This is a genomic window from Pseudoflavonifractor phocaeensis (assembly GCF_016901955.1).
Taxonomy (GTDB): Bacteria; Bacillota; Clostridia; order Oscillospirales; family Oscillospiraceae; genus Flavonifractor; species Flavonifractor phocaeensis_A.
Genome location: NZ_JACJLC010000056.1, coordinates 1 through 20,358, shown reverse-complemented (window position 1 = coordinate 20,358; position 20,358 = coordinate 1). Strand labels below are relative to the sequence as shown.

Annotated in this window: 16 protein-coding genes and 2 pseudogenes; 6 read left to right on the top strand and 12 right to left on the bottom strand. The window is 63.3% G+C overall.

Annotation, left to right across the window (positions count from 1 at the left end; all coding sequences use genetic code 11):
- Nucleotides 1-470 (bottom strand): annotated as a pseudogene (locus H6B51_RS12015) (KamB family protein); the annotation flags it as partial.
- A 149-nt stretch (nucleotides 471-619) separates the two neighbouring features.
- Nucleotides 620-778, bottom strand: coding sequence for a rubredoxin (gene rd / locus H6B51_RS12010; protein ID WP_275967535.1), 159 nt, complete (start codon nucleotides 776-778; stop codon nucleotides 620-622).
- Between the two features lie 131 nt (nucleotides 779-909).
- On the opposite strand from rd, the gene dusB reads away from it, so the two are divergent.
- From dusB to H6B51_RS11985, 5 genes are all read left to right on the top strand, one after another.
- Nucleotides 910-1,896: a tRNA dihydrouridine synthase DusB gene (gene dusB, locus H6B51_RS12005; RefSeq protein ID WP_204883918.1), complete on the top strand. Its 987-nt coding sequence runs from the start codon at nucleotides 910-912 to the stop codon at nucleotides 1,894-1,896.
- 47 nt (nucleotides 1,897-1,943) lie between these two features.
- Nucleotides 1,944-2,540, top strand: coding sequence for an RNA polymerase sigma factor (locus tag H6B51_RS12000; protein WP_204883917.1), 597 nt, complete (start codon nucleotides 1,944-1,946; stop codon nucleotides 2,538-2,540).
- Between the two features lie 37 nt (nucleotides 2,541-2,577).
- Entirely contained in the window at nucleotides 2,578-3,339 is a 762-nt protein-coding gene (locus H6B51_RS11995; RefSeq protein ID WP_204883916.1) for an anti-sigma factor family protein, read from the top strand.
- A 172-nt stretch (nucleotides 3,340-3,511) separates the two neighbouring features.
- Nucleotides 3,512-5,590 (top strand): elongation factor G, encoded by a 2,079-nt coding sequence (locus tag H6B51_RS11990; protein WP_204883915.1) that lies wholly within the window; start codon nucleotides 3,512-3,514, stop codon nucleotides 5,588-5,590.
- Between the two features lie 196 nt (nucleotides 5,591-5,786).
- A complete protein-coding gene (locus H6B51_RS11985; protein WP_204883914.1) occupies nucleotides 5,787-6,983 on the top strand; it encodes a DUF6612 family protein in 1,197 nt (398 codons plus the stop codon).
- Nucleotides 6,984-7,042: 59 nt separating this feature from the next.
- Here the strand turns inward: H6B51_RS11985 and H6B51_RS11980 are convergent, their stop codons facing one another.
- The 8 genes from H6B51_RS11980 to H6B51_RS11945 form a co-directional block, all read right to left on the bottom strand.
- Nucleotides 7,043-8,530 (bottom strand): DUF1846 domain-containing protein, encoded by a 1,488-nt coding sequence (locus H6B51_RS11980; RefSeq protein ID WP_204883920.1) that lies wholly within the window; start codon nucleotides 8,528-8,530, stop codon nucleotides 7,043-7,045.
- 116 nt (nucleotides 8,531-8,646) lie between these two features.
- Nucleotides 8,647-9,027, bottom strand: a complete 381-nt coding sequence (locus tag H6B51_RS11975; protein WP_204883913.1) for a metallopeptidase family protein — start codon at nucleotides 9,025-9,027, stop codon at nucleotides 8,647-8,649.
- Nucleotides 9,024-11,198 (bottom strand): Tex family protein, encoded by a 2,175-nt coding sequence (locus H6B51_RS11970; protein ID WP_204883912.1) that lies wholly within the window; start codon nucleotides 11,196-11,198, stop codon nucleotides 9,024-9,026. Before H6B51_RS11970 ends, H6B51_RS11975 begins: the two co-directional genes overlap by 4 nt.
- A 120-nt stretch (nucleotides 11,199-11,318) precedes the next feature.
- A complete protein-coding gene (gene galT, locus H6B51_RS11965) occupies nucleotides 11,319-12,815 on the bottom strand; it encodes a UDP-glucose--hexose-1-phosphate uridylyltransferase (RefSeq protein WP_204883911.1) in 1,497 nt (498 codons plus the stop codon).
- A gap of 12 nt (nucleotides 12,816-12,827) precedes the next feature.
- Nucleotides 12,828-14,117 carry a galactokinase gene (locus H6B51_RS11960; protein WP_204883910.1) on the bottom strand — a complete coding sequence of 430 codons (1,290 nt, stop codon included), beginning with the start codon at nucleotides 14,115-14,117 and terminating at the stop codon, nucleotides 12,828-12,830.
- A gap of 307 nt (nucleotides 14,118-14,424) precedes the next feature.
- Nucleotides 14,425-16,389, bottom strand: coding sequence for a methionine--tRNA ligase (metG, locus tag H6B51_RS11955; RefSeq protein WP_204883909.1), 1,965 nt, complete (start codon nucleotides 16,387-16,389; stop codon nucleotides 14,425-14,427).
- Nucleotides 16,382-17,197: a hypothetical protein gene (locus H6B51_RS11950; RefSeq protein ID WP_204883908.1), complete on the bottom strand. Its 816-nt coding sequence runs from the start codon at nucleotides 17,195-17,197 to the stop codon at nucleotides 16,382-16,384. Before H6B51_RS11950 ends, metG begins: the two co-directional genes overlap by 8 nt.
- A gap of 191 nt (nucleotides 17,198-17,388) precedes the next feature.
- Nucleotides 17,389-17,592 (bottom strand): helix-turn-helix domain-containing protein, encoded by a 204-nt coding sequence (locus H6B51_RS11945; protein WP_204883907.1) that lies wholly within the window; start codon nucleotides 17,590-17,592, stop codon nucleotides 17,389-17,391.
- Between the two features lie 81 nt (nucleotides 17,593-17,673).
- On the opposite strand from H6B51_RS11945, the gene H6B51_RS11940 reads away from it, so the two are divergent.
- Nucleotides 17,674-17,928 carry a hypothetical protein gene (locus H6B51_RS11940; RefSeq protein WP_204883906.1) on the top strand — a complete coding sequence of 85 codons (255 nt, stop codon included), beginning with the start codon at nucleotides 17,674-17,676 and terminating at the stop codon, nucleotides 17,926-17,928.
- Nucleotides 17,929-18,137: 209 nt separating this feature from the next.
- Here the strand turns inward: H6B51_RS11940 and H6B51_RS11935 are convergent, their stop codons facing one another.
- Both H6B51_RS11935 and H6B51_RS11930 read right to left on the bottom strand, forming a co-directional pair.
- Nucleotides 18,138-19,733: an ABC-F family ATP-binding cassette domain-containing protein gene (locus H6B51_RS11935; protein WP_204883905.1), complete on the bottom strand. Its 1,596-nt coding sequence runs from the start codon at nucleotides 19,731-19,733 to the stop codon at nucleotides 18,138-18,140.
- Between the two features lie 370 nt (nucleotides 19,734-20,103).
- A pseudogene (locus tag H6B51_RS11930) lies at nucleotides 20,104-20,358 on the bottom strand (peptidase M20); the annotation flags it as partial.

Below are 20,358 nucleotides of genomic sequence, written 5' to 3'. Positions count from 1 at the left end.
CCCTCCACCCCGGCTCCCGCCAGGGATTTCCGGCCCGCCGCCCCATCGATGAGCACCCGCTGGACGCCCAGCTCCATGAAGCGGGCAGTGAGGGGCCCCAGCTGCCCGGCGGCGGAGGGCCCCGCCAGCTGGACATAGCCATCGGACAAGGTGCGGAAGATCGCCACCGGCCCCAGGGGGGTCATCACGTCGGTGAGGTCCACCACCTCCAGGGTAGCGTCGCACAGGGTGAGCATCCCCCGGGCGGTGGCAAACAGATCCCCTTCCTTCAGGTACAGGTCGGGCTTCTCCGTACCGGTGACCAGGTCGGTGCGTTCCCCGTCCCGGCCCACCGAGGTAAGGGCCAACCGCTCCTCCCCCAACTCAGCCATGAGCCGGCGCATGGCGGTGGTCTTGCCCGCGTTCTTGCACAGGCCGATGACGGTCACCGGCGAGGCGTCCCCCACCAGGGGGGCTAACAGCAGTTCCAAAGCAGGGCCTCCCTTCCAAGACTTTTTTGTGAGATTTGTCGAGGCCATTATATCGGCCCTCCATAGGCCTGTCAATGGGGTCCACGGGCGAAAAAAATCCGCCCTGTGCCGGAAAATCCATACACAGAGCGGATTTTTATACGGTAATCTTACTCCTTGGAGAACTGGTCCTTACCCACGCCGCACAGGGGGCAGACCCAGCTGTCAGGCACCTGCTCCCAGGGAGTGCCGGCGGCCACGCCATTGTCAGGATCCCCGTTGGCGGGATCATAGATGTAACCGCAGATATCGCATACATACTTATCCATATTCATTTACTCCTTTTCTATTTTGGGTCCAACAGGGCCAGGCGGCGGCAGCCGAACAGCCTTGCCCATTCTCCTGTCCTGTGGTATGATACCCTTGTTACGCCATCATTTATAACACATTGGGGGACCTCGTGAAAATTGGCAATATTACCATAAATTCATTACTGGCCCTGGCTCCCATGGCCGGAGTGACCGACCTGGGCTTCCGCACCATCTGCCGGGAGCTGGGAGCGGGCTACACCGTCACCGAAATGGTGAGCGCCAAGGCCCTGTGCTACCAGGACAAAAAGTCCATCCCCCTGCTGAAGCTGGGGGATGGGGAGCACCCCGCCGCCGCCCAGCTCTTCGGCAGCGATCCGGCCTGCATGGAGCAGGCCGCCGGCATCGCGGCGGAGGTGTCCGGGGCGGATATCATCGACATCAACATGGGCTGCCCGGTGCCCAAGGTGGCCAACTCCGGCGACGGCTCCGGCCTGATGAAAAACCCCGACCTGGCGGTCAAGGTGGCCGAGGCGGTGATCCGTGGGGCAGGCGGCCGGCCGGTAACGGTGAAATTCCGCCTGGGCTGGGACAAGGGCTCCATTAACTGCGTGGAGTTCGCCAAAGCCATGGAGGGGGCCGGGGTGGCCGCCGTGGCGGTCCACGGCCGCACCAAGACCCAGATGTACTCCGGTACCGCCAACTGGGACTACATTCGGGCGGTGAAGGAGGCCGTGTCCATTCCGGTCATCGCCAACGGGGATATTTTTGAGCCCCGGGACGCAGTGCGCATCCTGAAGTACACCGGGGCGGACATGGCCATGATCGGCCGGGGGTGCTTTGGCAACCCCTGGCTGTTCCAGCGGGCCCAGGCCGCCCTGGAGGGGCGGGAGATCCCGCCCCTGCCCCCGCTGGCGGAGCGGTGCGACACGGCGGTACGGCAATTTACCCTCTCCGCCGCCCAGAAGGGGGAGCACATCGCCTGTCTGGAGGCCCGGAAGCACTACGCCTGGTACCTGAAGGGAGTCCCCCACGCCGGGTACTACAAGGAGCAGATCAGCCACGTGTCCACCCTGGAGGACATCTACAAGGTGACCGCCGGCATCAAGCGGGACCTGAGGGATGATCCCAGACAATAGGGCCGCCATACAGGACGGCCGCAAAGCAAAAGGCAGGTGAGATAGGCATGAGACCGGAATGGGAGCTGGTACAGCGGGCCCGGCAGGGGGATGAGTCCGCCTTCGGGGAGCTGGTGGAGCAGAATCAGGGGCGGATCTACAATCTGGCCCTGCGGATGGTGAACAATCCGGACGACGCGGCGGAGCTATGCCAGGAGGCCTTTCTCAACGCCTGGAAGGGCCTGGGGAAATTCCAGGGGGACAGCTCCTTTGCCACCTGGCTCTACCGGCTGACCAGCAACGTGTGCATCGATTTTCTCCGAAAGGAGAAGCGGCGCAGCGCCCTGTCCATGACCCTCTCCCTGGACGATGAGGAGGAGGCCCGTCAGGCCGAACTACCCGACGAGCGTTTCTCCCCCCACCAGGAGGCCGAGCGCCGGGAACGGCAGGCCATGCTGCGGGCGGGGCTGAGCACCCTGTCCTCCGAGCACCGGCGGGTGCTCATCCTACGGGAGCTGGAGGGGCTGTCCTACGGGGAAATCGCCCAGCTGCTGGCCCTGGAGGAGGGCACGGTGAAATCCCGCATCGCCCGGGCCCGGCTGGCCCTGCGGAAATATTTGTTGGGTACTGGGAACTTTTTCGATTCGCCCTCGTCCAAAGACTGAACAAAGGGGAAGAGATCCCCAGAGAGGAGGGAACGATATGCTGAACTGTGATCAGACCCTGGAGCTGCTGAGCGCCAGACTGGACGGCCCCCTGGGGCCGGAGGACGCCGCCGCGCTGGAGGAACATCTGTCGGTATGTCCGGCATGCCGGGCCCTCGCGGACGACCTGGCCGTCCTCCACGACGAGCTGCCCCTGCTGGCGGCCCAGCCCCCCGCCGGGCTGAAGGAGGACGTGATGGAGCGGATCCACGCCTCCAAGGTCACCCCCTTCCAGAGCAAAAAGCGCCAGTGGCGGTGGCAGAGCCTGGCCTCCCTGGCGGCGGTGGCCGCCCTGGTGGTGGCGGGCTATACCGCCATGAGCCGGCTCTCCGACGGGGCCCTGACCTCCGGCACCGCCGGCGTGGCCGTCACCCAGCCCGCCGCCGGCGAAGAGGCCGGGTCTGTGGCCCGGGCCAACATCGAGCCCTACGCCGTGGGCGGCGACATTGCCATTGGGGAGAGCCCGGAGGCCACCCCCCTGCCCACTCCGCCGGCGGGTGCCATCACTCAGGCGGAGGCCGCCCTGGCCCTGGCCCGGTATCTGGGCTGGCCGGAGGACCTGCTGACCGGGGACAGCAGCGGAACGCTCACCGGCCCCACCGACGCCGACGGCACCACCCGCACCATCACCTGCGTGGGTCTCGCCGCCGACGGCTCCGGCTGGCTGTGCCAGCTGGAGGAGATCACTCCCGGCCCCGACGGCGTGGCCAGCTGCACCTCCTACACCGTCTCCTTTGACGGCGCAGTCATCGCCCCATAGGCCCTGTCAGCAAGAGACTGTCCACGTTTGTGGGCGGTCTTTTTTCTTTACCAGGGCGTTTGCGCGGTTTTTCTAAAATTTCTGTTGTAACTGCCGGCAGTTTCATGTATAATGGACAACAGCAGTTCTGATACTGCCCGGCGATTCCAAATGTAAGGAGAGGAAACTAGATATGAGCTATTCCGTACAAAATATCCGCAATGTCTGTCTGCTGGGTCACGGTGGTAACGGAAAGACCTCCCTGGCGGAAAGCATGCTGTATTTGACCGGTGGCACCCCCCGGCTGGGCAATCCCGCCGACGGCAACACCGTTTGTGATTATGATCCTGAGGAGACCCGCCGCCAGATTTCCATCTCCACGGCGGTGGCTCCCATCGAGTACAACGGCTGTAAGATCAACGTGCTGGACACTCCGGGCTACTTCGACTTCACCGGCGAGGCCATCGAGGCCCTCCAGGTGTCCGACGCCGCCATCATCGTCTGCTCCGCCAAGGCCGGCATGAGCGTGGGCGCCGAGAAGGCCTGGAAGCTGTGCCAGCAGCGCAAGCTCCCCCGGATCCTCTACATCTCCAAGACCGATGAGGAGAATTCCGACTACAACGCCGCCTTCGACACTCTGCGGGAGCGCTTCGGCAAGAACATCGCCCCCGCCGTGGCCCCCATCTGGGACGCCGACAAGAAGGTCATCGGCTTTATCGACGTGCTCCATAAGCGTGCCTTCAAGCCCGGCCCCAAGGGGGAGCGCATCGAGATCGAGGTACCCGAGGACAAGCTGCCCGTGCTGGATGAGCTGTACGACGCCCTGAAGGAGTCTGTGGCCGAGACCAGCGAGGAGCTGATGGAGAAGTATTTCTCCGGCGAGGACTTCACCTACGCCGAGATGATCCAGGGCCTGCGCCAGGGCGTGAAGGATCTGTCCCTCTTCCCCGTGGTGTGCGGCTCCGCCGTCACCGGCCTGGGCACCCGTATGCTGCTGGACATCATCGTGGAGTTGCTCCCCTCTCCCCTGGAGGGCCAGCCCCTCATGGGCGAGAACGAAAAGGGCGAGCTGGACGAGTTCGTCCCCTTCCCCGGCGCGCTGCCCTGCGCCCTGGTATGGAAGACCGTGTCCGACCAGTACGGAAAATATTCCTTTGTAAAAGTGCTCTCCGGCAACCTGAAGCCCGATATGCAGCTGGTCAACGCCCGCACCGGCGCCACCGAGAAGCTGGGCCGGCTGTATGTCATGAAGGGCAAGAAGGCCGAAGAGGTCAAGGAGCTGGAGTGCGGCGACATTGGCGCCATCGGCAAGATGGATAAGGTCAAGACCGGCGATACCCTCTCCGATCCCCGGAAGGTGGTCAAGATCGAGGACATCCCCTTCCCCGAGCCCTGCTACTCTGTGGCCATTACTCCCAAAACCAAGGGCCAGGAGGACAAGGTGGCCGCCGGCCTCATCCGCCTGAACGAGGAGGACGTGACCTTCAACTGGGTGAACAACGCCGAGACCCACCAGATGGTGGTCTCCGGTACCGGCGATATGCAGATGGACGTGATCCTGTCCCGGCTGAAGAGCCGCTTCGGCGTGGACGCCGAGCTGTCTGAGCCCCGTGTGGCCTACCGGGAAAAGATCCGCAAGAAGGTGGAGGTCCAGGGCCGCCACAAGAAGCAGACCGGCGGTCACGGCCAGTTCGGTGACGTGTGGATGCGCTTTGAGCCCGGCGACACCGAGGAACTCCAGTTCTGCGAGGAGGTCGTGGGCGGCGCCGTGCCCAAGAACTACTTCCCCGCCGTTGAAAAGGGCCTGCGGGAGGCCGTGGTCCACGGCGTGCTGGCGGGCTATCCCGTAGTGTATCTGAAGGCCACCTTGTATGACGGCTCCTACCACCCGGTGGACTCCTCCGAAATGGCCTTCAAGACCGCCGTGCAGCTGGCCTACAAGGCCGGTATGCCCCAGGCCAGCCCCGTGCTGCTGGAGCCCATCGGCGAGCTGAAGGTCACCATCCCCGACAGCTATATGGGCGACGTCATCGGCGACCTGAACAAGCGCCGGGGCCGTATCATGGGCATGAACCCTGACGGCGATGGCAACCAGGTGGTGGAGGCCGAGGTGCCTATGGCCGAAATGGGCCGTTACGCCATTGACCTGCGCTCCATGACCCAGGGTCGCGGCTCCTTCACCTTCCACTTCATCCGCTACGAGGACGCGCCTCCTGCCGCCCAGGAGAAGGCCATCGAGGCCGCCAAGGCCATGCAGGACGAGGCCAACTAACTCCATCACAATCCAATCACACTGTCATCCTGAGCCCCAGGGGGGCGAAGGATCTGTTCCTTCCACTCCGGTAAAACAGATCTTTGCTCCCGCTTGGGATGGCAAAACCGGGGCCTGCTGCAACCTGTTGCAACAGGCCCCTTTTTCCCCAGTCAAACATCCGAACCTGTATCAGACCTGAAAAGGAGGCAATGAAATGAACAGCAACCGACGGACCGCGGCCCTTCTGCTGGCCGCCGCGATGACGGTCTCCCTGGCCGCCTGCGGAAACGGCGCCAACCAGGACCCCACCGCCGCCATTCAGGCCGCCCTGGAAAAAATCGACGCCGTGGAGAGCATGGACGCCGTCATGTTCATGGAAATGGATATGTCGGTCATGGGTCAGAGCATTGAGGCCGATACCACGATGAATATGTCCTGCTTCAATGATCCTGTGAAGCTAAAGGCTGACATGACCATGAACATGGGAGCTATGGGTTCCGTATCCATGAGCATTTATGCCCAGCAGGACGGAGAAATGTGCAGCACCTATTTGTACGACGGCACCGGCTGGACGGTGGAAACCATGGACCTGGGCGATTTGCAGCAGTATGACGCCCAGGAGAGCATGAGCCTCTACCTGGAGTGCGGGGAGGACTTTACCCTGGCGGGCAGCGAGAAGATCAACGGCTCCACCGCCGACAAATACACCGGCGTCATCCGGGGAGAGGCGCTGGAGAAGGTGCTGGCCAGCAGCGCCGCCACTCAGAGCGTGGAGTCGATCTCCGGGGAACTGGACCTGGCCGATCTGTACAGCGACCTGGGGGACCTGCCCATCACCGTTTGTGTGGACCGGGAGACCGGCTATCCGGTGCGCTACTATCTGGTCATGACCAAGATGATGCAGTCCATCCTGGAAAAAACCATGGCCGCCGCTGTGGAGTCGGGAGAGGCCAACCTCAGCGGGATGATGACCGTGGACCAGCTGACTATCACCATGGACTGCTACAACTTTGGCAACGCCACTGAGTTTACCATTCCCCAGGAGGCCCTGGAGGCCGCTCAGGGGAGCGGCTCCGCCGTGGATGACCCGCTCAGCGCCGACAACAGCCTGGGCTCCTCCTACCGCCTGACCTGGATGGAGATGGATGGAGACCGCTACGATATAGACACGCTGAGCGCACTGTCCGACGAGGAGTTTCTCATCACCCTGAATCTGCTGGACGACGGCGTCTTCCAGCTGGACATGTACACCGATGGTGTCTCCGAAACGGTGGAAGGTACCTGGACCCTGGACGGTACCGATCTGACCCTCACCAGCGAGGGGGAGGAGCTGGCCGGAGAACTGATCGGCACCTCTCTCACCCTGACCCAGGATGGTGAGACCATGGGCTTTGAACTGGCCCAGGACTGACCCCTGCTTTTGATCATAAAAAATGACCGCCAATGGCGGTCATTTTTTATGTCCATGGTTTATTTTTTATGGTACAGCTTGTTGGTCTCATACTGGGGCTCGCAGGTGAGGCGGAGGCCCAGGCGGCTGTAGGTGCCCGAGTCCACCGGGGAAAGGATGACGGTGGAGTGGGCCTCGCACCCCCGGAGCGCGGAGAGCTGATCCAGGGCCTCCCGGGCCAGGGGATTGGTGGTGGCCGAAATGGCCAGGGCAATGAGGATCTCGTCGGAGTGGAGCCGGGGATTCACCGATCCCAGGTGATGGACCTTCACCTGCTGGATGGGCTCCAGAGCCTCCCGGGAGATCAGGTGGTGCCGGTGATCGATGCCCGCCAGGGCCTTCAGGGCGTTGAGCAAAGTGGAGGAGGAGGGGCCCATCAGATCGGTGGTCTTGCCGGTAACCACCTGGCCATCGGGCAGCTGGATGGCCCCGGCGGGGTTGCCGGTCTCCTCGGCCACCTGGGCTGCGGCGGCCACCACCGGGCGGATGGACACGTCCACGTGGGCCTGCTGCATGATCATCTCCAGCTTGTATACCAGCTCGTCGTCGGCGCTGCCCACCCGGCGGTCGCACAGGGCGGTATAGTAGCGGCGGACGATCTCCTGCCGGGCGGCGGCCTGCACCGCCTCGTCGTCCACGATGCACTTGCCCGCCATGTTCACCCCCATGTCGGTGGGGGACTTGTAGGGGCACTCCCCCATAATCTTCTCCAGCATGGCGGAGAGGACGGGGAAGATCTCCACGTCCCGGTTGTAGTTCACGGTGGTTTCCCCATAAGCCGACAGGTGGAAGGGGTCAATCATGTTCACGTCCCCCAGATCGGCGGTGGCCGCCTCGTAGGCCAGGTTCACCGGATGCTGGAGGGGCAGATTCCAGATGGGGAAGGTCTCAAACTTGGCGTACCCCGCCTTTACCCCCCGCTTGTACTCGTGGTACAGCTGAGACAGGCACACAGCCATCTTGCCGCTGCCCGGGCCGGGGGCGGTGACCACCACCAGAGGCCGGCCGGTCTCGATATACTCGTTTTTGCCGTAGCCCTCGTCGCTGACGATAAGGGGCAAATTGTGGGGATAGCCCACGATGGGGTAGTGCAGGTAGGTCTTGACCCCCAGATGCTCCATCCTGCGGCGGAAAGCGTCGGCGGCGGGCTGCCCGGCGTACTGGGTGATGACCACGCTGCCCACCAGCAGGCCCTGGCCCCGGAAGGCGTCGATGAGCCGCAGCACGTCCACGTCGTAGGTGATGCCCAGGTCGCCCCGGACCTTGTTCTTCTCAATGTCGTTGGCACAGATGGCGATGACCACCTCCACCGAGTCCCGCAGCTCCTTGAGCATCCGGATCTTGCTGTCCGGCTCGAACCCCGGCAGCACCCGGGAGGCGTGGTGGTCGTCAAAGAGCTTGCCGCCGAACTCCAGGTAGAGCTTGTTGTCGAACTGGCTGATCCGCTCCCGAATATGCGCCGACTGGAGCTCCAGATACTTCTGATTGTCAAATCCCATCCTGTCCATTGCCAACTCCGTCCCTTCTCCTGCGTATTCCATCAACAGCCGCCATTATACCACAAATCCCCACACCGTAACAGGCCAAATTCCTACAGCGGCTATTTTTATGCACCTTGCACCGGTCAGAGCCGTCCCTCCCGGCGGTATTCCTCCATTTCCAGCTCGTCCCGGGCCTCCAGGCCCCGCTCTCCGGCCAGGCCCTCCACATGGTGGGTGAACTCGTGGGACAGGGTGGTGTACAGCTCGTCCTCCCAGTCCTCCTCCGTCCAGCCCTCCTGTCGGGCCAGGGCGGCAAAGGAGCCATAGTACAGGTTGATATACTTCCCCATCATGTCGTTGCAGTACTCCCCCATGATGTACAGGTCCCCCGCCTGTCCCTCCGGGTCCTCCTTAGCCTCGGGCAGCAGGGAGATCCCCCCGTTCAGGTCCCGGTAAAATTCCTCCGGGAATTCCTCCGCCAGCTCATCCAGCAGATCGCCCACTTCGTCAAAGCTGAGGATCATACCGCTCCCTCCTTGGGCTTTTTCATGGTCAGGGAAATGCGCTTTTTCTTTTCGTCCACTTCCAGCACCCACACGGTGACGATATCCCCTACAGTGCACACCTCGCTGGGGTGGCGCACCCGGCGGCCCTCCCGCAGCTGAGAGATGTGGACCAGCCCGTCCTGGTGGACGCCGATGTCCACAAAGACCCCGAAGTCGATGACATTGCGGACGGTACCCGTCAGCTCCATGCCCGGCTTCAGATCCTTCATCTCCAGCACATCGGTACGCAGGATGGGCTTTGGCAGCTCGTCCCGGGGGTCCCGGCCGGGCTTGAGCAGCTCCTTCACAATGTCCTCCAGGGTGGGCATGCCCACCCCGCAGGCCTGGGCCGCCTTCTCTCTGCCATAGGCATCCACCCGGCCGGCCAGCTCCCCAATGGCCCCGGCGGCCACGTCCTTCAGGGTGTAGCCGCACAGCTCCAGCAGCTTCTGGGCCGCCTCATAGCTCTCCGGGTGGACCCCGGTGTGGTCCAGCACGTTCTTGCTCTCGGGCACCCGCAGGAACCCGGCGCACTGCTCAAAGGCCTTGGGGCCCACCTTGGGCACCTTCAGCACCCCCTTCCGGGTGGTGAAGGCCCCGTTTTCCTCCCGGAATTTGACGATGTTCTTGGCGGTGGTGTTGTTGAGCCCCGCCACATAGGACAGCAGCGGAGCGGAGGCGGTGTTCAGGTCCACCCCCACGGCGTTGACGCAGTCCTCCACCACCCCGCCCAGGGTCTCGTCCAGCCTGGCCTGGGGCATGTCGTGCTGGTACTGGCCCACGCCGATGGATTTGGGGTCGATCTTCACCAGCTCCGCCAGGGGGTCCTGGAGCCGCCGGGCGATGGACACGGCGCTTCTCAGGTTCACGTCGTAGTCGGGGAACTCCTCAGCGGCCAGCTTGGAGGCGGAGTACACGCTGGCTCCCGCCTCGTTCACGATCATGTAGCTGACGCCGCCCCCCAGTTTACGGATCATCTCCACCGCCATCTGCTCGGTCTCCCGGCTGGCGGTACCGTTGCCAATGGCGATGTGGGCCACGCCGTGCTTGCGGATCAATTTGGACAGCAGGTCAATGGCCTCCTGCTTTTTCTTCTCGCTGAAGGTGGGATAGACCACCGCCGTATCCAGCACCTTGCCGGTACCGTCCACCACCGCCACCTTGCAGCCGTTGCGGTAGCCCGGGTCCAGGCCCATGGTGACAAACCCCTTCACCGGGGGCTGCATCAGCAGGGGCTTCAGGTTGAGGCCAAACATTTTGATGGCCCCCTCGTTGGCGTTTTCCGTCAGCAGGTTGCGCATCTCCCGCTCCACTGAGGGAAAGATGAGACGGTCGTAGGCGTCCTCAGCGGCGGCCCGGACAAAGGCCATGGCAGGAGCTCCAGGATGGAGCACCCGGCGGCGCACAGGCACAAGGGCGGCCTCCCGGTCCATTTCCACCCCTACCTTCAGAATATCCTCCCGCTCGCCCCGGTTGATGGCCAGTACCTGATGGCCCTGGAGCCGGTTCAGGGGGGATTTGAAGTCGTAGTACAGCCGGTACACGCTGTCGTCCGGCTCCTTGGCCGCGGCGGCGGACACCAGATAGCCCCGTTTCCACACCAACTCCCGGAGCAGCTTGCGGATATCCGCGTCGTCAGAGATCTGCTCGGCGATGATATCGTTGGCCCCCTGGAGGGCCTCCTCCGCATTTTCCACCCCCTTCTCCGGGTCGATGTAAGCCTGGGCGGCCTCCTCCGGAGCGGGACCGTCCATGGCCTGGGCAAAGAGGAGAACGGCCAGGGGCTCCAGCCCCTTCTCCTTGGCCACGGTGGCCCGGGTGCGCCGCTTCTGCTTGTAGGGCCGGTACAGGTCCTCCACCTCTGCCAGGGTGGCGGCGGCGTCGATGGCGGCGGAGAGCTCCTCGGTGAGCTTGCCCTGACCCTCAATGGCGGACTTGACCTCCTCACGCCGCTTATCCAGGTTGCGCAGATATTGCAGCCGGTCGGCCAGGGTACGCAGGGTGGTGTCGTCCATGGCCCCGTGGAGCTCCTTCCGGTAGCGGGCGATAAAGGGAATGGTGTTGCCCTCGTCGATGAGCTCCACCACATTCTGAACATAGGTCTCCTTCTGGCCCAGTTCCCTGGCCAGGATGGCAACGATGGTATCCATAGGGTTCTCCTTTGCGCAAAATATCCTTTATATTTTACCCGTTTTTCCCTGCCAAGTCCAGCGATTTTCCCCGCCAGGACAAAAGCGCCTGCCGGACGGCAGGCGCTTTGGGGGAATGGGTCAGATGGTGCCCAGGAATTTGAGGAAGGCTTCCTTCCCTTCGGGGGTGCGGGCGTACACTCCGGCGTGCTCCAGCACCTTGGCGAACACCAGCCCTGTCTCCTTGTACACGATGTCCAGGGCGTTATCGGCGGTGATCTCATACTTGCCCTTAAATTCCTCGGCCCACTGGGCGTGGGCGGCGGTGAGGGGGTCGGCGGTCAGGTCATCGCCAGAGGCCAGCTTGTCCGCCACGGCGGCCAGCTCGGTCTTCAGCCGGGCGGGGAGCACCGCCAGGCCCATGACCTCGATGAGGCCGATGTTCTCCTTCTTGATGTGGTGGAGCTCGGCATGGGGATGGTAGACCCCCAGGGGGTGCTCTTCGGTGGTGATGTTGTTGCGCAGCACCAGGTCCAGCTCGTAGTCCTCTCCCCGGCGGCGGGCAATGGGGGTGATGGTGTTATGGGGCTCCCCGTCGGTCTGGGCAAAGATGAAGGCAGCCTCGTCGGTGTAGCCCCGCCAGGCGGTGAGGATCCTGTCGGCCAGCTCCACCAGCCGGGCCGGGTCGGCGGCGGTGAGGCGCACCACCGACATAGGCCACTTGACGATGCCCGCCTGCACGTCCTCAAAGCCGGGGAAGGTAAAGGGGGTCTCCACCGGGGCCTTGGCCATGGCGAAGGTGTACCGGCCGCCCTGGAAGTGGTCGTGGGCCAGGATAGAGCCGCCCACGATGGGCAGGTCGGCGTTGGAGCCCACGAAGTAGTGGGGGAACTGGCCCACAAAGTCCAGCAGCTTGGCAAAGCAGGCCCGGTCGATCTTCATGGGGGTATGCTCCCGGTTGAAGCAAATGCAGTGCTCATTGTAGTACACATAGGGGGAGTACTGCAGGAACCATGGAGAGCCATTGATGGTGATGGGCACAACGCGGTGGTTCTGCCGGGCGGGGTGGTTCACACGACCGGCGTACCCCTCGTTCTCGGCGCACAGCTGGCAGCGGGGATAGGCCGAGGCGGGCAGGTTGCGGGCGGCGGCGATGGCCTTGGGGTCCTTCTCCGGCTTGGACAGGTTGATGGTCACGTCCAGCTCGCCGTACTCGGTGTCGGCCTTCCACTGCACGTCCTTGGCGATGCGGTCCCGGCGGATGTAGTTGGTGTCCTGGCTGAATTTGTAGTACCAATCGGTGGCCTGTTCCGGGCTTTCCGCCCGGAGGGCCTGGAAGGTGTAGATGACCTGAGCGGGCCGGGGTGTGAGCACCCCCATCAGGCCGGTGTCAAACAGGTCCCGGTAGACGATGGAGTTCTCCTCCAGCACCCCCCGCTCATAGGCGTCGTCGGTAAGGGCGTCCAGGACGGCCGGCAGGTCGATGTCCGCCGGAGCCTCCCCCACAGGAGGCGTATAGCTGTCCAGCTTAAGCTGGGCCAGCAGGGCGTTGACCGCCCACAGCTCCTCGCAGGGCTGGATGAGGCCGGTGCGCAGGGCATAGGTCACCAGCTGAAAAATAGCTTCGTTCCGCTCCATGACTGCTCCTCCTTAACCCCAGACCACGGCGCCGCCCACGGGGCGGATGGACAGCACATGACAGCTGCCCTCCCCCAGCAGGGGCTCCACCTGGGCCTTGAACTGGTCCAGCATGTCCAGGGGCACAAAGACCTGGATGGTGCCTGCAAAGCCGCCGCCGTGGACCCGATAGGCCCCCCGGCCGGCCAAGGCGGTCTCGGCCACCGCCAGGGCCACCGCCATGGCCTGCTCCCGCACCGCCCCGGCGGGGACGATATCCTGGAGGTACATCCAGGAGGAGCGGCCGGACTCCTTCACCAGAGCCAGGAAGGTATCAAAGTCCCCCTGCTCCAAAGCATTGGCTTCGGCCTCCACCCGCTGGTCGTCGGCGAAGAAGTGGAGGGCCCGCAGCACCGCCCGGTCCCCGAATTCCTTCCGCAGGGCGGGCAGGTTGGCCAGCACGTCGGCCTGGGTCAGCTGACGCAGTACCTCTTTTCCAAACCAACCGGCAATGCCCTTCATGTCCTGGGGGATGGCGGCGTACTCGGCGGTGAGGTCAGCGTGGTCGGCCCCCGAGTCGATGATGCACAGGGCGTAGCCCGCGGCGTTCAGGTCCACCTGCATGGGCCGCACCACCGGCTTGGCGGGGTCGGCGAAATCGATGGCCACCGCGCCCCCCACCGAGGATGCGGTCTGGTCCATCAGGCCGCTGGGCTTGCCGAAGTAGACGTTTTCGGCGTACTGGCCGATCTGGGCGATGGTGACGGCGTCCAGGGCATCCTGGCAGAACAGGTGGTTGAGGATGACCCCCAGCAGCACCTCGCAGGCCGCCGAGGAGGACAGGCCGGAGCCGGGCAGCACGTCGGAGACGGCGTAGGCGTCAAAGCCCGCCACCGGGTAGCCCAAGCCGGCGATGCGGTCGGCCATGCCCCGGACCAGGGCGGGAGTGCTCTCCTTCTCGTCCTCCCGGGGACCGCTGCCGTCCAGAGTCACCTCTACCATGGGCCAGCCCTGGGACTGGAAGCGAATGGTGTTGGTGCCGTTGGGGGCGGCGCAGGCCAAAAAGTCCAGGTTGACGGCGGCGGCCAGCACCCGGCCGTGCTGGTGGTCGGTGTGATTGCCGCAGATCTCGGTGCGGCCGGGGGCGGACAGGAGGGCAACCTGGGCGTCCTCCCCCTTGCCGAAGGCGGTCTGGAAGCCCTTCACCAGGGCGGTCACTCTGGCACGGGCAGCCTGGACCTCTCCCCCGCAGCGCAGGGTGCGCAGGGTCTGGTCCAGCTCGCCCCGTTCCAGCGCCTGGAACAGCGCGGTAATCTCAGTCATAACAGCTTCCCCTTTTCTCTTTGATGGGGCTCTATCGCCCCTTTCAACGGAGTTTATCATACCACATTTTCAGGTTACTGCCAATATGCCGCCGGCAGTTTGGCGCACTTTCCCGTGAGAAAACAATGGGGCCTGCCGCGTGATTCACGGCAGGCCCCGGTCAGGCCAGCAAAGCAGCCTTGCAGAGTTCGCGTCCGCAGACGCGAAAAAAGTCTAATCCGTTTTCAGCCGCGATATGTGCGTGGCTGAAAACGCTTCTCAGGCTGCAACCAACTCGAAAAAGTGGCAAGCCACTTTTTCGATCAGCTCAGCAAAGGCCGTAGCCGGCGGGCACCTTGTCGTCCAGCATGATGAGGTGGAGCTTCTCGGTACCGTCGCTCTCCTCCTTCACGGCGGAGATGAGCATACCGTTGGACTCCAGGCCCATCATCTTCCGGGGGGCCAGGTTGGTGCAGGCCACTACCGTCTTGCCCACCAGCTCCTCGGGCTCGTAGTACTCGTGGATACCGGAGAGGATCTGCCGGGGCTTGCCCTCGCCGCAGTCCAGGGTGAAGCGGAGCAGCTTCTTGCTCTTCTTCACCGCCTCACAGGCCAGGATCTTGGCGGTGACAAAGTGGACCTTGTTAAAGTCGTCGATGGTGATATACTCAGGCTCCTTTTCCTCCTCCGGCGCGGCGGCGGCCTTGGCGGCCTCCTCCAGGGCGGCCAGCTCCTCCAGCTCCTTGGCCACATCGATACGGGGAAAGAGGCCGGCCCCCTTGGCCACCGGGGCGTCCACCGGCAGCAGGCCCCACTGGCCGGCGGAGTCCCAGCTCTGGAGCTCCGCCCCGGCGCCGATCTGCTCAAAAATGCTCTGGCAGGTCTGGGGCATGAAGGGGGTGAGGAGGACGGCGGAGATGCGCACGCACTCCAGCAGGTTGTACAGCACCCGGACCAGGCGGCCCTTCTGGGCCTCGTCCTTGGCCAGCAGCCAGGGCTTGTTCTCGTCGATATACTTGTTGGCCCGGCCGATGAGCTTGAACACCTCCATCAGGGCGTTCTGGAAGGCGTAGCCCTCCATCTGGGTCTCATAGGCGTCCCGCAGGCCCTTTGCCAGGCCCATGAGCTCGTCATCCTGGGCAGGGTCGGCGTCGGGGCAGGCGGGCAGATTGGGCCCGAAATACTTGCCCACCATGGCGGTGGTGCGGCTGACCAGGTTGCCCAGGTCGTTGGCCAGGTCGGTGTTGATGCGGCTGATGAGGGTCTCGTTGGAGAAGTTGCCGTCGGTACCGAAGGGGAACTCCCGCAGCAGGAAGTAGCGCAGGGCGTCCACCCCGTACCGCTGGGCCAGCAGGTAGGGGTCCACCACGTTGCCCTTGGACTTGCTCATCTTGCCGCCGTCCAGCAGCAGCCAGCCGTGGCCGAACACCTTCTTGGGCAGGGGCATGTCCATGCTCATGAGCATGGCGGGCCAGATGATGGAGTGGAAGCGGACGATCTCCTTGCCGATGAAGTGGACGTCGGCGGGCCAGAACTTGTCATAATCGTCGTACTGGTCGTTCATGAAGCCCAGGGCGGTGGTGTAGTTGAACAGGGCGTCGATCCACACGTACACCACGTGGCCGGGATCGAAGTCCACGGGGATGCCCCACTTGAAGGAGGTGCGGGAGACGCACAGGTCCTCCAGGCCGGGCTTGATGAAGTTGTTCACCATCTCGTTGACCCGGCTGCGGGGCTCCAGGAAGTCGGTGTTCTCCAGCAGGTCCTGGATGCGGTCGGCGTACTTGGACAGGCGGAAGAAGTAGGCCTCCTCCTCGGCGTCCTGGACCTCCCGTCCGCAGTCGGGGCACTTGCCGTCCACCAGCTGGGACTCGGTCCAGAAGGACTCACAGGGCTTGCAGTACTTGCCCACGTACTTGCCCTTGTAGATGTCCCCCTTGTCGTACATGGCCTTGAAGATCTTCTGGATGGCGGAGACGTGGTAGTCGTCGGTGGTGCGGATGAACCGGTCGTTGGAGATGTTCATCAGCTTCCACAGGTCCTTCACCCCCTGGGGCCCGTCCACGATGCGGTCCACAAAGGTCTTGGGGTCCACACCGGCCTCCTTGGCCTTGTCCTCGATCTTCTGGCCGTGCTCGTCGGTGCCGGTGAGGAACATCACGTCGTAGCCCTGGAGCCGCTTGTACCGGGCCATGGCGTCAGTGGCCACGGTGCAGTAGGTGTGGCCGATGTGGAGCTTGTCGCTGGGGTAGTAGATGGGAGTGGTGATATAGAATTTCTTGTTCTCAGACATCAGAGGATCCCTCCGTATCGTTCTCGACCGGCTTTGCGGGGAGAGGCCGGGCGGCATTGTACAGCAGAATGGCGCTGTTGGTCAGCAGATAGAGGATGGTGAAGCAGTAGAGCAGCACGGTGGACCAGCTGTGCTGGTCGGCCAGGGTGGTAAGGGAGAAGTACACCGCCAGCAGGGAGAAAAAGACGGTGACTGCCGGCTTGCCCTTCTCAAAGGAGAACCCGGCAATGAAGTAGAAGGCCAGCAGAGCGGCGATGATGGCGAAGAGCTCATACACATAGTCCAGCTGCACCGGGTCCCCCGCCCGGACCTGATAGGCGGCGATAAGCCACACGCAGTAGGTGAAGGCGGGCACCAGCAGGGCGGCGCTGTACCTGCCCTTCCCCGCCTCCCGGAAGTGGTTGCGCACCGTGGCCAGCACGCAGAACCCGGAGGCGATGGCCATGGCCCCCACGATGAGGTAGGTGTACATGGGCTCCTCCGCCCGGACAAACTCCAGCCCGGCCAGACCCCCCGCTCCCAGCAGCAGGAAGGCGGAGAGCACTCCGGCCATGGCGTACAGGGTGTTGCCCTTGGCCCGGAAGGCCACGTCGCAGCCGCCGAAGTCGGGGTATCTGCCCCGGCTCAGGGCCAGCAGCGCCACCGCCATCACCACCGACAGGAGGATGAGGGCCGTGGTGGCCGTGGCCCCGGCGATGGGCAGGCCGGTGTCCGCCTCAAAGGCGGTGGCCAGCTCCCACCGGCGCAGACCGAAGCCCACACCGCCGCCGATGACGGCAACGACGGGCAAAAGGATCTCTTTTCGCATAGACAGCATCCTTTCCGGATGAAGAATACAGATATTGATTATAGCACAGTTTGACGGAAATGGCACGGATTTCTTTTTGCCGGGGACATCCCGGCCCGGGCCGTCGGGGCCCCCGCCCGGGTACCCTCTCCTTATTCGTAGGGGCGGGTCCCAGACCCGCCCGCCGGTCTGACCAAATTTCCGGCCCGTTTCTACCAATCCGCCCGGCCCACCAGCTGGTCCAGGGTGACCTGGAAGTAGTCGGCCAGGGCGATGAGCTTTTGGATGGAGGGTTCGTTTTTCCCCTCCTCGTACAGCTGGTAGGTGCGGATGTTGACATTCAAATACTCCGCCACCTCCCGCTGTTTTTTCTCTTTGGCGTTGCGGATCTCCCGAAGGCGCTGGCAAAACTCCATGACAAATCCTTTCTTTGCTCTTGACACGGTGTTTTCATTCGTATATACTACGAATGAAAACACCGTAAGGAGCGATGTCTTATGACTTTGGAAACGCTACGCAGTTTAACCGCCCCGGATCAGATGGGGCCGGAGCAGCGGGCGGCGGCAGCGGAACTGGAACCCTGTTACGAGCGGATGAAGGCCGCCTTCGGCCTGGACTTTGCCAACGACGTCTGGGAAAAGCAGGCCCGGGTCAATGAATTTGAGCTGGCGGAGGCCTTTGCCCGGGGGTTCCGGCTGGGGGGTCAGCTGGCGCTGGAGCTCTGCCGGGAGGACGGGCCTGTTGCAACATAACGCAGCAGGTCCCAATTTTGTCATCCTGAGCGCAGCGAAGGATCTTTCCTGCCGGTTTGTCCGCCGCAGAAAGATTCTTCGCCCCTTTGGGGCTCAGAATGACAGCTGGGTTCTATTTTGCGACAGTCCCCCACGGATATCCCGGCCCCGTTCCCGGGCAGAAAACGGCCCCCGCAAGGCGGCTATCTCCACTCCCCACTCTCCGCTCTTTACTCCGCCTTCTGGCTCTCCAGGTACTCGTCGTAGGTCATTTTCCGGTCGATGAGCTGGCCGTCGGCGGTGAAGTCGAACACCCGGTTACAGACAGTCTGGATGAGCTGATGGTCGTGGGAGGCCACCAGCACGTTGCACTTGACGGCCTCCAGGCCGTTGTTCAGGGCGGCGATGGACTCCAGGTCCAGGTGGTTGGTGGGCTGATCCAGCAGCAGCACGTTGGCCCCGGACAGCATCATGCGGGAGAGCATGCACCGCACCTTCTCCCCGCCGGAGAGCACCTTGACGGGCTTGTACACCTCGTCCCCGGAGAAGAGCATCCGGCCCAAAAAGCCCCGGAGGTAGGCCTCGTGGGGGTCGGAGGACCACTGGCGCAGCCACTCCACCAGGTTGTCGTCGCAGTCCTTGAAAAATTCGGTGTTGTCCTTGGGGAAATAGGAGCAGGTGGCGGTCTGGCCCCACTTGACGGTGCCCTCGTCGGGCTCCAGCTCCCCGGTGAGGATCTTGAACAGGGCGGTGTGGGCGTTCTCGTTGTCGCCCACGAAGGCGATCTTGTCCCCGTGGCCCACGATGAAGCTCACCTTGTCCAGCACCTTCACCCCGTCAATGGTCTTGGACACGTCGGTAACAAAGAGGATGTCCTTGCCCACCTCCCGGTCGGGATTGAAGGCTACCCAGGGATACCGGCGGGAGGAGGCGGGGATCTCCTCCAGGGTGATCTTCTCCAGCAGCTTCCGCCGGGCGGTGGCCTGCTTGGACTTGGACTTGTTGGCGGAGAACCGGGAGATGAATTCCTTCAGCTCCTGGGCCTTCTCCTCGTTCTTCTTGTTCTGGTTTTTCATCAGGTTCTGCATGAGCTGGGAGGCGTCGTACCAGAAGTCATAGTTGCCCACATACAGCTTGATCTTGTTGTAGTCGATGTCCACGATGTGGGTACAGATGGTGTTGAGGAAGTGGCGGTCGTGGCTCACCACGATGACGGTACCCTCAAAGTCCAACAGGAAGTCCTCCAGCCAGTTGACGGCGTTGATGTCCAGGTTGTTGGTGGGCTCGTCCAGCAGCAGGATGTCCGGATTGCCGAACAGGGCCTGGGCCAGCAGCACCTTCACCTTCAGCCGGGCGTCCAGGGTTTCCATGGAGCTCTGGTGGAACTCGGTGCCCACCCCCAGGCCCTGGAGGATGCGGGAGGCGTCGCTCTCGGCCTCCCAGCCCCCCAGCTCGGCAAACTCCTCCTCCAGCTCGCAGGCCCGGATGCCGTCCTCTTCCGTCATCTCCTCTTTCTCGTAGAGGGCGTCCTTCTCCTTGCCGATGTCGTACAGCCGCTGGTTACCCATGATGACGGTGTCCATGACGTTATAGGCGTTGTAGGCGTTCTGGTCCTGCTTGAGCACCGACATGCGGGTCTTGGGCAGGATGGACACCTCGCCGGAGGTGGCCTCCAGGTCGCCGGAGAGAATCTTCAAAAAGGTGGACTTGCCGGCGCCGTTGGCGCCGATGATGCCGTAGCAGTTGCCCTTGACAAACTGGAGATCCACGTGGGAAAAGAGGGGCTGGCCGCTGTAGGCCAGGGTCAGGTCGGAAACAGTGATCATATCGTACTCCTTTATGGCTTTCCCGGTTTTTTCCGGTAAAATCTTCGTAGCACCCTAGTATATCACAGAATGCCGAAAAAACAAACGGCAAAAATGCAAAAATCAGCGCTGAAAAAGGGCCCGCCGCAGAATGAAACCAATCTGCGGCGGGTCCTTCGTTACGGGGCGGGAAACGAAACCATGGGCGCGTACTGCGCGCCCCTACGGAGACGCGACGATCTGCCTGTAGGGGCGATTATCAATCACCCGCCGCAACAGGGCGTAAATCGAAACGGTTGTTGCGCCCGCCCCCTCATCCGTCACGGCTTGCGCCGTGCCACCTTCCCCCCTGTGGGGGGAAGGTCAGGCGGCCACAGGCCGCCCCCTCAGCTCAGCCGCACAGATCGATGATGGCCTGGGCGAAGATCTTGGCGGCGGTGAGCTGGTCGGCGATGGAGGTATGCTCGTCAGCGCCGTGCATATTGCCGTTGAATCCGGGCATGGCGCAGCCGAAGGCCACCCCGCCGGGGATATCGTGGACGTAGGTGCCGCCGCCGATGGCCAGGCACTCTCCCTTCCGCCCGGTGTACTGCTCGTAGCACTTGAGCAGGGTCTGCACCAGGGGGGTGTCGGCGGGGCTGTGGTG

Coding starts and splice junctions, on each gene's coding strand:
- rd (WP_275967535.1), bottom strand. CDS start 778: ATGGATAAGTATGTATGCGATATCTGCGGTTACATCTATGATCCCGCC.
- H6B51_RS12000 (WP_204883917.1), top strand. CDS start 1,944: ATGAGACCGGAATGGGAGCTGGTACAGCGGGCCCGGCAGGGGGATGAG.
- H6B51_RS11995 (WP_204883916.1), top strand. CDS start 2,578: ATGCTGAACTGTGATCAGACCCTGGAGCTGCTGAGCGCCAGACTGGAC.
- H6B51_RS11990 (WP_204883915.1), top strand. CDS start 3,512: ATGAGCTATTCCGTACAAAATATCCGCAATGTCTGTCTGCTGGGTCAC.
- H6B51_RS11985 (WP_204883914.1), top strand. CDS start 5,787: ATGAACAGCAACCGACGGACCGCGGCCCTTCTGCTGGCCGCCGCGATG.
- H6B51_RS11980 (WP_204883920.1), bottom strand. CDS start 8,530: ATGGACAGGATGGGATTTGACAATCAGAAGTATCTGGAGCTCCAGTCG.
- H6B51_RS11975 (WP_204883913.1), bottom strand. CDS start 9,027: ATGATCCTCAGCTTTGACGAAGTGGGCGATCTGCTGGATGAGCTGGCG.
- H6B51_RS11970 (WP_204883912.1), bottom strand. CDS start 11,198: ATGGATACCATCGTTGCCATCCTGGCCAGGGAACTGGGCCAGAAGGAG.
- galT (WP_204883911.1), bottom strand. CDS start 12,815: ATGGAGCGGAACGAAGCTATTTTTCAGCTGGTGACCTATGCCCTGCGC.
- H6B51_RS11960 (WP_204883910.1), bottom strand. CDS start 14,117: ATGACTGAGATTACCGCGCTGTTCCAGGCGCTGGAACGGGGCGAGCTG.
- metG (WP_204883909.1), bottom strand. CDS start 16,389: ATGTCTGAGAACAAGAAATTCTATATCACCACTCCCATCTACTACCCC.
- H6B51_RS11950 (WP_204883908.1), bottom strand. CDS start 17,197: ATGCGAAAAGAGATCCTTTTGCCCGTCGTTGCCGTCATCGGCGGCGGT.
- H6B51_RS11945 (WP_204883907.1), bottom strand. CDS start 17,592: ATGGAGTTTTGCCAGCGCCTTCGGGAGATCCGCAACGCCAAAGAGAAA.
- H6B51_RS11940 (WP_204883906.1), top strand. CDS start 17,674: ATGACTTTGGAAACGCTACGCAGTTTAACCGCCCCGGATCAGATGGGG.
- H6B51_RS11935 (WP_204883905.1), bottom strand. CDS start 19,733: ATGATCACTGTTTCCGACCTGACCCTGGCCTACAGCGGCCAGCCCCTC.